15 protein-coding genes are annotated in these 12477 nt (G+C 64.0%); 5 read left to right on the plus strand and 10 right to left on the minus strand.

Annotation, left to right across the window (positions count from 1 at the left end):
- The 6 genes from gspL to gspG all read right to left on the minus strand — a co-directional run.
- A partial coding sequence (gene gspL / locus KXJ60_RS16450; protein ID WP_291130445.1) for a type II secretion system protein GspL occupies window positions 1-624 on the minus strand: 624 nt, incomplete at its 3' end.
- A gap of 103 nt (window positions 625-727) precedes the next feature.
- The gene (gene gspK, locus KXJ60_RS16455) at window positions 728-1699 is read right to left on the minus strand and encodes a type II secretion system minor pseudopilin GspK (RefSeq protein WP_291130449.1); all 972 of its coding nucleotides are present in this window, start codon (window positions 1697-1699) and stop codon (window positions 728-730) included.
- Window positions 1696-2427 (minus strand): prepilin-type N-terminal cleavage/methylation domain-containing protein, encoded by a 732-nt coding sequence (locus tag KXJ60_RS16460; RefSeq protein WP_291130452.1) that lies wholly within the window; start codon window positions 2425-2427, stop codon window positions 1696-1698. Before KXJ60_RS16460 ends, gspK begins: the two co-directional genes overlap by 4 nt.
- Window position 2428: 1 nt before the next feature.
- Complete coding sequence (gene gspI / locus KXJ60_RS16465; protein WP_291130454.1) at window positions 2429-2797, minus strand: type II secretion system minor pseudopilin GspI; 369 nt, start codon at window positions 2795-2797, stop codon at window positions 2429-2431.
- Window positions 2794-3252, minus strand: a complete 459-nt coding sequence (locus KXJ60_RS16470) for a prepilin-type N-terminal cleavage/methylation domain-containing protein (RefSeq protein WP_291130455.1) — start codon at window positions 3250-3252, stop codon at window positions 2794-2796. Before KXJ60_RS16470 ends, gspI begins: the two co-directional genes overlap by 4 nt.
- Window positions 3249-3680: a type II secretion system major pseudopilin GspG gene (gene gspG / locus KXJ60_RS16475; protein ID WP_291130725.1), complete on the minus strand. Its 432-nt coding sequence runs from the start codon at window positions 3678-3680 to the stop codon at window positions 3249-3251. Before gspG ends, KXJ60_RS16470 begins: the two co-directional genes overlap by 4 nt.
- Before the next feature lie 121 nt (window positions 3681-3801).
- Between gspG and KXJ60_RS16480 the strand changes: the two genes are divergently transcribed.
- Window positions 3802-4311, plus strand: coding sequence for a general secretion pathway protein C (locus tag KXJ60_RS16480; protein ID WP_291130458.1), 510 nt, complete (start codon window positions 3802-3804; stop codon window positions 4309-4311).
- An 8-nt stretch (window positions 4312-4319) separates the two neighbouring features.
- Here the strand turns inward: KXJ60_RS16480 and KXJ60_RS16485 are convergent, their stop codons facing one another.
- Together KXJ60_RS16485 and ilvA are read right to left on the minus strand one after the other, a co-directional pair.
- Window positions 4320-5411 (minus strand): nicotinate-nucleotide--dimethylbenzimidazole phosphoribosyltransferase, encoded by a 1092-nt coding sequence (locus KXJ60_RS16485; RefSeq protein WP_291130461.1) that lies wholly within the window; start codon window positions 5409-5411, stop codon window positions 4320-4322.
- Window positions 5412-5428: 17 nt separating this feature from the next.
- On the minus strand, window positions 5429-7033 hold the full coding sequence (ilvA, locus tag KXJ60_RS16490; RefSeq protein ID WP_291130463.1) for a threonine ammonia-lyase, biosynthetic: 1605 nt from the start codon (window positions 7031-7033) through the stop codon (window positions 5429-5431).
- Between the two features lie 222 nt (window positions 7034-7255).
- Here ilvA and KXJ60_RS16495 point away from each other — a divergent pair, with 222 nt between their 5' ends.
- A complete protein-coding gene (locus KXJ60_RS16495; RefSeq protein ID WP_291130466.1) occupies window positions 7256-7705 on the plus strand; it encodes an OsmC family protein in 450 nt (149 codons plus the stop codon).
- Window positions 7706-7724: 19 nt separating this feature from the next.
- Here the strand turns inward: KXJ60_RS16495 and coq7 are convergent, their stop codons facing one another.
- Window positions 7725-8387, minus strand: coding sequence for a 2-polyprenyl-3-methyl-6-methoxy-1,4-benzoquinone monooxygenase (gene coq7 / locus KXJ60_RS16500; protein WP_291130469.1), 663 nt, complete (start codon window positions 8385-8387; stop codon window positions 7725-7727).
- Window positions 8388-8703: 316 nt separating this feature from the next.
- Between coq7 and KXJ60_RS16505 the strand changes: the two genes are divergently transcribed.
- Both KXJ60_RS16505 and KXJ60_RS16510 read left to right on the plus strand, forming a co-directional pair.
- Complete coding sequence (locus tag KXJ60_RS16505) at window positions 8704-9729, plus strand: porin (RefSeq protein ID WP_291130470.1); 1026 nt, start codon at window positions 8704-8706, stop codon at window positions 9727-9729.
- A gap of 259 nt (window positions 9730-9988) precedes the next feature.
- Window positions 9989-11059 (plus strand): porin, encoded by a 1071-nt coding sequence (locus KXJ60_RS16510; RefSeq protein ID WP_291130472.1) that lies wholly within the window; start codon window positions 9989-9991, stop codon window positions 11057-11059.
- An 84-nt stretch (window positions 11060-11143) separates the two neighbouring features.
- Here the strand turns inward: KXJ60_RS16510 and KXJ60_RS16515 are convergent, their stop codons facing one another.
- A complete protein-coding gene (locus KXJ60_RS16515; protein ID WP_291130475.1) occupies window positions 11144-11485 on the minus strand; it encodes a DUF655 domain-containing protein in 342 nt (113 codons plus the stop codon).
- 117 nt (window positions 11486-11602) lie between these two features.
- On the opposite strand from KXJ60_RS16515, the gene KXJ60_RS16520 reads away from it, so the two are divergent.
- Window positions 11603-12457 carry a DUF3047 domain-containing protein gene (locus KXJ60_RS16520; RefSeq protein ID WP_291130478.1) on the plus strand — a complete coding sequence of 285 codons (855 nt, stop codon included), beginning with the start codon at window positions 11603-11605 and terminating at the stop codon, window positions 12455-12457.
- The last annotated feature ends 20 nt before the right edge of the window (window positions 12458-12477 follow it).

A 12477-nucleotide genomic window follows, 5' to 3' on the forward strand; every position in this document is an offset into this window, starting at 1 on the left:
CATGAGGGCGGTGACCACCATGTCGGCGGCGGTGCCGTGACCCAGAGGGGTTTCGCGCAAAAGCGTGCAGCTCACGCCCAGCAGGCCGGCGCTGCCCAGCCAGGTTTGGCCGTTCTCGTTGTAGGCCCAGTGGATGTTGGACGGCACATCGAGTGAAAAACTGCGCGACGCGCCCGGGGAGGCGCCGGGCGCTTCTGACGGCACCAGGGGCCAGAGGGCCGGCGCAATGCGGCCGACCGGGCGGGCTGCGCCCTCCAGCGTCTGGAGCCAGCTGCGCAGCCACACCTTCTGGCAGGCTGCCACCCACACCGTCTGGCCCGAACGGCCACCCGGCTCGAGTGCGAAATGCAGCTCGGTGGTGTCGGCCAGCAACCGGTCTTCGAGCAGGCCTTCAAGGGCGGCGCGCAAACGCGTGGCGGCCACTTTGGGCAAGGCGACGCGGTGCCATGAAACGGCCCTGGGCGGGAGCACGAGGACCACGTCGTCGTCACGTGGCAGCAACGCGGCCGCGCACTGTCCATGGTCGGTAATCTGCTGGCCATTGCTTGACGTAGCCCAGTCGAAGAGGGCCGACGCGCCAGCAGCGGGGGCAGCAGAGAAGTCCGAGGGGGTGACGATCAGCACGGTGATGCGGTCATTCGAAGGTGTTACAGGGGGCCGGGCCTGCCATTCTAGAGACCCGACGTGACACGCGGTGGGCTGGTGTGCACGTGCACGCCGCAGATTTTCACTGGCGGGCGAAGCGTTCGCGCCAGCTCACACGCACATCGAGGTTGTTGCGCACCACGAGAGAACGCTCTTCGATGATGGTGTTGTCCAGCCTCAGGCGCCCCCGGACCTCGAAGTGGTTGCTGCGCACACCGTGGTACAGATCAGACAGTTGGGCCGTCACGGCGGGCACGGCGGCGCGCGCATCGGCCATGGTCCTGAAGGGCTCGCGTTCGCGGGCCGCGATCATTTGCCTGGCCTGCGCCATGTCCATGCCGGGCAGGGTCGCGCAGATCGCCTGCGCGCTGGCGGTGTTCAGGTTGAGTGTGGACCGCGTGGGCAGGACCGTGACGTACGGTTCAAGGCGGGCCAGGCTGTTGCGGCTGATGCCCAGCCAGGCCAGCTGGGCAAATTTCTTGGGCAGCAGCGCGGTGCGCGAGGGCAGCGGATCGTTCAACGCCAGGCCCATGGAGGTGCGCAGCTCGTTGGCGGCCGCATTGAGCTCCGACACCGGCAGCCCCAGTTGTTCGTAGAGTTTGCTGAAACTGCGCATGTCTGGCTCAGACAGCTCGACCTTGGCCAGTGAGCCGGCGCCCACCGTGCGCACCACGTTCATGAAGTTCATGCGCGACTGCATGTCGATGACTTCGCCCGAGAGGAAGGCTTCCAGCATGCCATCCGTGTTGTTGTTCTTGTCGGCGGCCAGAAAGCTGGACAGCCGCGCTTCTTCCAGCGGCATCGCCCAGGGCTCGCCCAGGTGATCGGCGTTGCCGCTGGTCTGGTTGTCGCGCGCATCTTCGCGCAGGATCAGGCGCGCCCAGTCCAGCGCGCCGGTGAGCACCCAGCCCGCTTGCGTTCGCTGGCGCTCGGCTTGCTCCACCTCCGCTGCTCGCCACTGCTGCCACAGGGCAGCCGCCGCCAGCGTGGCCACCAGCGTGACGACCAGCATGGCCAGCAGCAGCGCAGCGCCTTTCTGGTGGTGCCGGTTCATCGACCGGCCTCCAGCGTGGGGCGAACCCAGTCGCGCACCAGGCTGCCGCTGAGGCCCTCGCCAGTGCCCAGCACCAGCTCCAGTCGCACGCCGTTGGGCAGGTCGCCGGTGCGTGTGCCCGTGGTGCCCACGCTTTGCTCGTCGCTGCCGACCGACGATTGGGGGTTCGCCCAGGCTTCTCCGCGGTGGTAGTACAGCCGCCAGTCGTCGATACCGAGCAGGGCGATGGCGCTGTCGGTGCCTGCATTGCCCGTCTGGGAGGGCAGGGTGCCTCGGCCCCATTCGGCGGCGCGCTGCCAGGCGCGCGCCAGTTCGTCGCGGCGCAGCAGCGGGCCCGATTGCCAGCGCACCCATTGGCCGCTGGCCTGGATGCTGGATGAAATCTGCGGCAGCCCGGCCAGTGCCACGCCGGTCAGCCGCGTCCAGGCCACCACCCGAATGCCGCGGCTGTCCAGACCGGATTCGCCGCTGTCGCGCCGCGTCATGCGCAGCACCTGCCCATTAAAGTCCAGCGTGTTCACCTCGCCCGTGTCGATCAGCGCATCAAGGTCGGCCGCCCATTGCCCCATGGCGGCCTGCATGCGCAGCAAGTCGTCGGCGCGTTGCTGGGTGATGTTCTGGGTGCGCGTCATGCCGTCGAGCGAGCGCCAGCTCAGCAGCGCCAGCATGGACATCACGACGATGGCCACCAGCAGTTCGACGAGGGTGAAGCCGCGCGTGCGCTGCATCTCAGTACCGGCCCATCACGGTCGACAGGCTGAGCAGTCGCACGTTCACGCCATCCACGGGCGCTTCCACCACAGCATCTACCCGACGGAAGTTGGGGTTCGGTGTGGGCAACACCGACACGCGCACGCGCATCTCGCGCCCCGCTTGCGAACACAGCGCGTCGTTGTCACCCGTACCGGGCAGCTGCCGTTGCAGCCGCAGGCGGGTGAGCTCGTTCTCGGCGCAGAGTTGCGCCAGCCATTGGTCACTTTGTCGGGCGGAAGCCCGGGTGAGCGCGCCCGTGGCCTGCAGGCCTGCGGCGAGCGTGATGGCCACCACCGCCAGTGCAACGAGCACTTCAATCAGCGTGAAGCCGCGCGCACGGCTCATGGTGTGGCCGCCAGCACCGCGAATGGCGAGAGGCCGTCGGTGCCCAGCGTGATCCGGCGCTCGCCTTGCACCAGCATCAGTCGCTGTGCCGCGATCAGCGGTTCGGGGCCCAGCACCAGGGTCTGTGCTCCCGGCGGTTGCAGCACCTGGGCCTGGGTATCCTGGCTCAGCCAGGGGCGCGGCCCGGTCAGCGAGCCGGTGCCGGCCTGCGTGGGAAGACCGATGAACTCAAATCCCTGGGGAAGGCTGCGCCAGACCACCGGCAGTCCGCTCGTGCGCGATTGGGCGCGCGCTGACTCCAGCATGGCCGTCAGGCGAAGGCCTTCGCGCTCCAGGCGGGTGGCGCCGTCGTCCCTCAGGGCCAGGCTCACGCCAGCCGTGGCAAACGCCACGATCACCAGCACCACCATGAGTTCGAGCAGGGTGAAGCCGTGAGCGTGGGCGCGGCACTTCACTGCCAGCTGCCGATGTCGGCGTCCTTGCCTTCGCCACCGGCCTGACCATCAGCGCCCAGCGAGAGCACGTCGACCTCGCCCCTCAAGCCAGGGTTGATGTACTGATACGAGCGGCCCCAGGGATCCCCCGGCAGTTTGTCGAGGTAGGGGCGCCAGTTGGGTGGCACCGGGCCCGCGGAGGGCTTGGCCACCAGAGCGTTCAGGCCCTGTTCGTTGGTCGGGTAGCGCTGGTTGTCCAGCCGGTACAGCTTGAGCGCCTGCATCAGGTTGTTGACATCGGTCTTGGCGGCGGTCACTCGCGCGTCGTCGGCCCGATCCAGCACATTGGGCACGATCAGCGCCGCCAGAACGCCGATGATCACCAGCACCACCATGAGTTCGATGAGGGTGAAGCCGCGCTGCACGGCTCGCGCAGAACGGGCAACGATGCCAGCCGTGCGACGGGTGGGTGTGGTGAGGTGTTGCAAATCAATCTCCCGCAAACAAGGGCCGCGCAAGGCCTCGATGAACAGGCCTTGAACCGGTGGTCGTCGATCATAATGCGCGCATATGAAACAGGCACCCGCGTTCGGCCATTCCGGCTTTCTCATGGAAAGCCCTGCCGCCCTGCAGACGGCGGGGCGCCGTGGGCCGACCCTCGCTGCAGCGGTTCTCTGGCTTGCGGCTGGCCTGAGCGCCGGGTACTGGGTGTTGATGGCGTGGGGTCGTTCTCCCGTGACCCCGGTGTCGGCCATGGCACCTGCCCAGCCGGTTGCAGACGCTGGCGCGGTGGCCCGCACGCTGGGCGCCTTGCCGGCCGCCGTCGCTGCGAGCAACGTGACGAATGCGCCGCCGCCGCGTTACATCCTGCTCGGGGTGGTGGCCGTGGGTGCCCAGGACGGCGCTGCGCTGATTGCCGTGGACGGGCAGCCGGCGAGGCCGTACCGGGTGGGTTCACCGCTGGACGGCGGCCTGGTGCTGCAAGCGGTGACTCGCAACGCGGTGAAGCTCGGCCCGGCAATGGATGCGCCATCCACCGTGCAGCTGAGCCTGCCCGAGACAGCCGCCACGCGCTCCTGACGCGCGCTTCAGTGCGCGAGCAATTTCTGCGCGGCCAGCAGCAGCGGCCACGCGAGCATCACCCCGGTGCCCTGGCTCACGCGCATGCCCATGTCGAGCAGCGGTTGTGCCTGCAGGTGAATCAGCATCAAGCGGTGGCCGGTATCGCCTGAGCGGTGACCGAACACGAGATAGTCGGCCACTGCGGGCACCAGCCCGCGCGCAATCAGCGCTGCCGAGCTTGCCACGTAGCCGTCGACCAGGACCACGCGCCGCTCGCTGGCCGCTTGCAACATGGCGCCGGCCATCATGGCGATTTCAAACCCACCCAAGGCGGCCAGGGCATCCACCGGGCCCAGTGCCTTGCGGTGTCGGCTGGCGGCGGCTGACAGTTTTTCAATGCGCTTGGGGTGCAGGGCGTCGTCCACGCCCTGAAAGTCATCACTGCCACAAGCATCCGCCAGTGGAACGCCGCACAGGCGCGACAGCAGCATGGATGCGCTCACCGTGTTGGCCACGCCCACATCGCCCAGGGCGATCACGTTGCCGGGCAGATGGCGCACCACATCCATGCCGGCATGCAGCGCCGACACGGCCTGCGCCTGCGACATGGCCGGGCCCAGCATCAGGTTGCGCGTGCCATAACCGATCTTGCGCGGCAGCAGCGGTGCCTTGCGCTGCACCGCATCGGGCAGGGCGATGTGGGTGGCCACGCCCGCGTCCACCACCGTGAGGTCAAAGCCATGCATCTGGGCCAGCGCGTTGACCGGTGTCGTTCCGAGCACGAGTTGCAGCACGTGCTCACTCGTCATGGATTGCGCCTGGTCGGACATGCCCTCATCCGCAATGCCGTGATCGCCTGCAAACACCACCAGTTGCGGTGCATCGAAGGTCAGCGTGTCGAACGGTGTGGCGCTGCTGTTCTGGATGCGCGCCAGCTGCAGCGTCAGCGCTTCCATGCGGCCAAGCGCATGCTCGGCGACTCCCTCGGGTGTCAGCCGCAGCGAAACGGCGTGATCCAGCAACGTGTCCGTCGTTGGCGCAATGTGCGGAAGCGTCAGGTTGGCCGGTAACTCGGGTGCCCGCCGGGTGATCGGTTCAAAGACAGGGTCGAGTGCCATGGTGCAAGCGGCTTTGATCAGCTCTTGAGGAACAAACGGTACACGGGGTTGCTGGTTTCCTCCACGTATGGGTAGCCCAGCGTGTTCAGGAATTTGTCAAAGGCCTTGTGGTCTTTTGCCGGGACCTGAATGCCGACCAGGATGCGCCCGTAGTCCGCGCCCTGATTGCGGTAGTGGAACAGGCTGATGTTCCAGCCAGGTCGCATCAGGCTCAGGAATTTCATCAGTGCGCCCGGGCGCTCCGGGAACACGAAGCGAAGCAGGCGCTCGTCGTGTGCCAGCGGCGAATGCCCGCCCACCATGTGGCGGATGTGCTCTTTGGCCAACTCGTCGTGCGTGAGGTCCAGGGTTTCAAACCCATGCTTGATCAGATTGGCAGCGATCTTGACGGACTCGCCCTTGCCCTGCGTGGTCAGCCCCACGAACACGTGCGCAGCACTGCCGTCGTGAATGCGGTAGTTGAATTCGGTGACGTTGCGTGGCCCGCCGGGCAATTCGCCGATGACCTCGCAGAAGCGGCGAAAGCTCCCGCGCTCTTCCGGAATCGTGACCGCAAACAGCGCTTCCCGCTCCTCGCCCACTTCGGCGCGCTCGGCCACAAACCGAAGCCGGTCGAAGTTCATGTTGGCGCCACAAAGAATGGCGGCGTAGGTCTCGCCTCGCGTCTTGTGGGTGGCGACGTACTGTTTGATCGCCGCCACCGCCAGCGCGCCAGACGGTTCGACGATGCTTCGCGTGTCCACAAAGATGTCCTTGATGGCAGCGCACACCGCGTCTGTGTCCACGGTGATGTACCCATCCACCAGTCCGCGGGCGATGCGGAACGTCTCTTCACCGACCAGCTTGACCGCTGTGCCATCCGCGAACAGACCCACATCGGGCAAGGTGACGCGTGCACCGCCCTCCACCGAGCGCAACATCGCGTCCGAGTCGGTCGTCTGCACACCGATCACCTTGATGTCAGGACGAACCGCCTTGATGTAGTTCGCCACACCGGAGATCAACCCACCACCGCCAATGGCCACGAACACCGCATCGAGGTGTTCGGACCCCAGGCTTTGCAGCTGGCGGAGGATCTCCATCGCGATCGTGCCCTGGCCAGCGATCACGTCGGGATCGTCAAAAGGGTGCACAAAAGTGAGTCCCTGCTTCTTCTGCAGTGCCAGGGAGTGCGTGTAAGCATCGGAATAGCTGTCACCGTGCAGCACGACCTCGCCACCGAAACCGCGCACCGCGTCAATCTTGACCTGCGGCGTGGTGGTGGGCATCACGATCACAGCCCGGGTGCCCAGCTTGCGGGCCCCCAGCGCCACCCCCTGCGCATGATTGCCAGCAGAAGCACAGATCACGCCCTTTTTCAGCTGCTCGGCCGTCAGGTGCGCCATCTTGTTGTACGCGCCGCGCAGCTTGAAGCTGAATACCGGTTGCTGGTCTTCGCGCTTGAGCAGCACCGTGTTGTGCAACCGACGGCTCAGGGTGCCTGCCCGCTCCAGCGCAGACTCGACGGCCACGTCGTACACGCGCGCGTTGAGTATTTTTCTCAGGTAGTCGGCCGGCCCCAGGTTGGTGAGTGGCGACGCAGCGGCAGCGTTGTTTTCTTGTTTGGTGCGGGCAGTCGGCATGGTGTTCCTCGGCGCACATCATATAGAGGGCGAAAAAAAGCCCGGACTGGCAGAACCAGACCGGGCTTGAATCCACCCGTGGAGGGTAGAGGAGACAACCGTAAATACAATGTCGCGAGTATAGCGCTCGCATGCTGCGTTGCAACATGCATCGATCACTTTTCTATGATTTTTAGAGCGCCACCCTCAATACCGTTGGCAAACTCACGACTGGATATACAGATGGAATGCACCGTTACCTGGACCGGCGCCGCCGGTACCCGATCCCACATGGGCTTTGTCGCCGAGACGGGCAGCGGCCACGTGATCACCATGGATGGTGCGCCCGACGCCGGCAAGCCGGAAAACGGCGGGGCCAACATGGCAGCGCGCCCCATGGAGACCGTGCTGGCCGGCACCGGCGGTTGCACCGCCTACGACGTGGTGCTGATCCTCAAACGCGGCCGCCACGATGTGCGCGGCTGCAGCGTCAAACTGCTCACCGAGCGCGCGGCCGTCGACCCGAAAGTGTTCACCAAGATCCACATGCACTTCACCGTCAGTGGCAAAGGCATTCCGGCCTTGGCCGTCGAGCGAGCCATTGCCATGAGCCACGAGAAATACTGCTCGGCCAGCATCATGCTGGGCAAAACCGCGGACATCACCACCAGCTTCGACCTGCTGGAAGCCTGAACTCCTCCTCTGGAGGAGCTCAGATGCGGTGAGCCACGGTGGTCATGACCTTGGCAGCTGCTTGCATGAGGCCCTTGGCCGGTACAGGCAGCTCCACGGCGCCTGCTTGTTGTGCCTCGCGCGCGTGCCGCGCCTCGTCGTCCTTCATCTGCGCCACCACAGCCCGCGACGCGAGGTCTTTGGCGGGCAGACGGTCCATGTGATCGGCCAGGTGCGCTTCCACCTGTCGTTCTGTTTCGACGACAAAGCCCAGGCTCACACCCGGCCCCATCCGGCCCGCAATCAGACCCAGGCCGAAGGCACCCGCATACCAGAGCGGATTCAGCAGCGACGGCCGCGCACCGAGTTCCTCCAGGCGGGTCTGGGTCCAGGCGAGGTGGTCGGTTTCTTCTCGCCCGGCGGCCTCCAGTTGTTGGGCCAGCGCCTCATTCGGGCGTTGACCTGCCCGGCCGGGCCATCGCGCTGCCAGTGCCTGCGCGCTGTACAGCGCCTGGGCGCACACCTCGCCGACGTGGTTCACCCGCATGAGCGCGCCTGAAAGCTGGCGTTCCTGCTGATCCAGCGCCGTGTCCGAGGTGGTTTCTGGCAACGTGGGGCAATCGCGCGTCGCTCTTGGCGCCACGAAAAGGGTTCGTAGCGCCGAGTCGAAGGCGTTCAAAAGGGCGTCGGTGGTGTTGGGCATGGCGAAGCTCATGTGTCTGGCTAGGGGTGCATGCTGCCACGGTTTGCGTGCTGCAGTTTGCAGTGGGGCAAGGACCCATTTGTTTCCTGGGTTGAACGGTTGTGGCCGCAACTCGGCGCACCAACGGCTATACCTATGAGGGTATCTACTAACGCCGTGGCACCTGTGCAACGGATGCACCGCCGTGAGGCAAGAAAAGCCCTCATCACCATGGCGCCATCGGAAACTTTCTGATGCAATTGCCTCAGCTTCCTGAATGGAGGTTGGCTCGGCGGCAGAGACTTCCGGCCCTTATTAACCCTTGGAGAACCCTTCCATGAAAAAGACCCTGATCGCTCTGGCCGCCGTGGCAGCCACCAGCGCCTCCTTCGCACAATCGACCGTGACCCTGTCGGGCACCGTTGAAACTGGTCTCGAAAAGCGCTGGTCTGGCGATGCCACCCGCATGACCTCCAACCGCAACGGCACCAGCAACTGGACCCTGTCCGGTGCTGAAGACCTCGGTGGCGGCCTGAAGGCTGTGTTCCAAGTGTCGACCTCTTTCAACACCGACACCGGCACCGTGACCTCCACCGACGGCTTGGGCAACAACGGCATGTTTGTTGGTTTGACCGGCGGTTTCGGTACCCTGCGCGCTGGTCGTCCGGTCAACACGCTGTACGCAAACGTCTTGTTGGCCAACGGCACCAAGGGTGTTTCGGGTCACGACGCCAACGCAGTGTTGGGTGGCAATGCTGCTGGTGGCGCAGGCGCTACTGGCAAGACCTCCAATGCGTCCAGCTCGGTTTACGTACCCAATGCCGTGCAGTACCACTCGCCCCGTTTTGGCGGCGTGCAAGTGCAGGTTGAATACGCGCCCTCCGAGTCCACTGCTGCTGGCAACAAGGCAGGCACGGGCTTGGCCGTCCGCTATGACGGCGGCCCTCTGAGCGCGTCGTTTGTGAACTACCGTGGTGCCGTTGCCAGCACCGCTGCCGCCAACGGCCTCAAGGCGGTGAACCAGTTCGCCGTGTCGTACGACTTCAGCGTCGTCAAGGTGCTGTTCACCATCCGCGATCAAGGCGGCGTTTCTTCCGCTGCGGACAATTCTTGGGCGCTGGGCCTGACGGCGCCTGTGGGCCCGGGTCTCGTGTACGCCTCGTTCAACAGCAACGAGCAAGTGGGCGACGATGGCCGCACCATCATCGCTGGCTACAAGTACAACCTGAGCAAGCGCACTCAAGCCTACGTGAACGTGGCACGCCGCAACGCTGCCTGGGTTCCCGCAGTCGTGACCGCCGGTGGCGGCAACGGCGCCAAGTCCAGCACTGGCTTTGGCTTCGGTCTGCAGCACAACTTCTGATTTTTTGCTGGCCTCGAGCCAGCTGGAACCATGAATGTGAAAGCCGCTCGTCTATGACGGGCGGCTTTTTTGTTGTCTGGCGAACGTGGAGCGGTTGATGTGATGAGCATGGCATGTTGCACATAGACAACGAAATGACTGGAACTTGAGCCGTTTTTCAGGGCTTACCCTTACGAAGTTGGGCTTTCGTCCTACCATGCACCAGTCAGTTTTCTAACTTTGCGGTGGTGTTCACCGCAATATTCTTAAGGAAGTAACCATGAAAAAATCACTCATTGCTCTTGCTGTGCTGGCTACAGCTGGTGCTGCCTCGGCTCAGTCGACGGTGACGCTTTACGGCTTGGCTGACATTTGGGTCGGTTCCGTGAAGGCCAGCGCAAACGTAGGTGGTGTGTCCACTTCCGCTCGCACCACCAGGATTGACAGCGCCGGCTTCAACACCAGCCGTTTCGGCCTCAAGGGCAGCGAAGACCTGGGTGGTGGCTTGAAGGCCAATTTCCAGTTGGAGCAAGGCTTCAATATGGACAACGGCACCGCCCCAACCGGTACCGCGTTCAGCCGCCAAGCCTGGGTGGGTCTGTCTGGTGGTTTTGGTGAAGTGCAGCTGGGCCGCGTTTGGACCTCCTACGACGACATCCGCTCGTCGGCCAACGACACGTTCAATGCCAACATCGCTTCTTCCTTCAGCACCTGGGTGGGCTACAACGACCGCACCAACAACGGCATCAAGTACCTGACGCCTGCATTCGGCGGCTTCAGCGGCAGCTTGACGTACGCTCTGGGCGAAGACAAGAACACCAGCACCAACGGCAAAGACAACAATCTGCTGTCGCTTGGCGTTCAGTACGCCGGCGGCCCTGTGTTTGTCGGCTTCGCGCACCAGACTGAAAAGTCCGGTACCGTGACCAAGCTTGGCGCTGCTGGAACCTTGGGTGCCCTCATTCCTGATGGCACCAAGGTCACCTACAACCTGCTCAATGGTTCCTACGATCTCGGCGTGGTCAAGTTGCTTGCTGGCTTCAATCAAGCCAAAGCCACCGATCCAACCGCTCCTGGTTACCTGAAGGCTAGCGAGTACTTCTTCGGCGTTGAAGCGCCTCTGTCGTCTGCTCTGAGCCTGGCTGCTGGCGTTTCCCAGTCGAAGATCAAGGATGATGTGAGCCCACAGGCCAAGGGCACTGGCTTTAGCGTTGCTGCGAAGTACGCTCTGTCCAAGCGCACGTTCACTTACGCCGCCTTCAACCAGACCAAGTTCAAGGATGACACTGGCCTGACCAACGACAGCGCCAAGACCCAACTGTTCGCAGTTGGCGTGCAGCACGCGTTCTAAGTCTTCCGCTGACTCTCGTCAGTTGTTGATTCAAAACCCACCGTGGCAACACGGTGGGTTTTTTCATTTTTGAGTGACGCCGGGTTAGTTGGTGTTTGAGGCAGGCCTCTTGGCTTCAGCCTTGTTGGCCTTGTTTTTCTCAGTCGCGGCAGCGATAGCCGGCTTGAACGCTTCGCCGTTGACCGTCAGGCCTTCGGTTGAAAGTTTGGCGGCGCGTTTGTCGCCAATGCCGGGTACCCTCTGGATCAAGTCACTCCAGTTCTTGAACGGCGCCGTCTTGCGCTCTTTCAGGATCTTGGCGGAGGTGTTGGGGCCGATGCCTTTGATGCTGTCGAGATCGGCCACCGTTGCGGTGTTGATATCGACAGCAGCGAAGCTGGCGGCGGCGAGAAGTGACAGCAAGCCGGTGAGAATTTTTTTGAACATGAATGTCCTCCGTGTAATGCGTTTGAGATGCCACGGCGTGGGTTTGCCCCCGATGGTGACCATGGCAGAAGTCAACCAGAGACTTCCGAGTAGAAATGTAATTCGAAAGTTTGATTTTTGAAATCGCAGAATTCTCCCGCGAGCCTGACGACCGGCGACGCACTCATCAGCCGCAGCCTTCAAACGAGCGCCTTTGCCATCTGCCTGGCTTGGGCGCTGAGCGGGTGTGCCGGTGTTTCATGGGAGTCGGCTGGCACTTCAGATGAAACCCCACCGCTGCGGCCGCAACGGGTGGCCACGGGCGCGAGCGCTGCCCTCGTGGAGGCGTCGGCACGCCTTTTTGCCACGCCGGCCGATGGCGTGCCTTGGGAGCCGTTTTACTTCCCCGGCAAGCGGTATGTGCCGTTCGAGCCTGTGCAGGTGGATGGACGCCCGGCGCTGCGGGTGCGCGCGAAAAGCTCGGTCAGCATCCTGCGGCAGCGGTTTGTGCCTTCGCTCGACAAGGTGGGGCGTCTGTCTTTTTCATGGCGGGTGGATGCGGTGTCTCCCACGGCGGATCTGGCCGACTCCGCTCTGGCCGACTCGCCCGTCAGGGTGGTGCTGGCGTTTGACGGTGATCGCTCGCGGTGGCCTGCCCGAACGCATCGGCTGTCTGAAATGAGCCGACTTCTCACGGGAGAGGAGTTGCCCTATGCGACGCTGGTCTACGTTTGGAGCGTGAAGGAGCCTGTGGGCACCGTTGTGGTGAATCCACGCACCGACCGCATTCGCAAGCTGGTGCTCGACAGCGGTACCGCTGAGGTAGGTCACTGGCGCAACCATGTGCGGGACGTGAGGGCCGATTTTCGTCAGGCCTTTGGCGAAGAGCCTGGGCCTTTGCGCTTGGTCGGGCTGATGACGGACACCGACAACACCGAAAGCGCGTTGACCGCTTGGTACGGCGCTTTGTCACTGGAGCATGCAGTCGACTGATTGCAGCGTGTCGCCCACTT

It is taken from the genome of Hydrogenophaga sp., from assembly GCF_019264445.1.
GTDB lineage: Bacteria > Pseudomonadota > Gammaproteobacteria > Burkholderiales > Burkholderiaceae_C > Hydrogenophaga.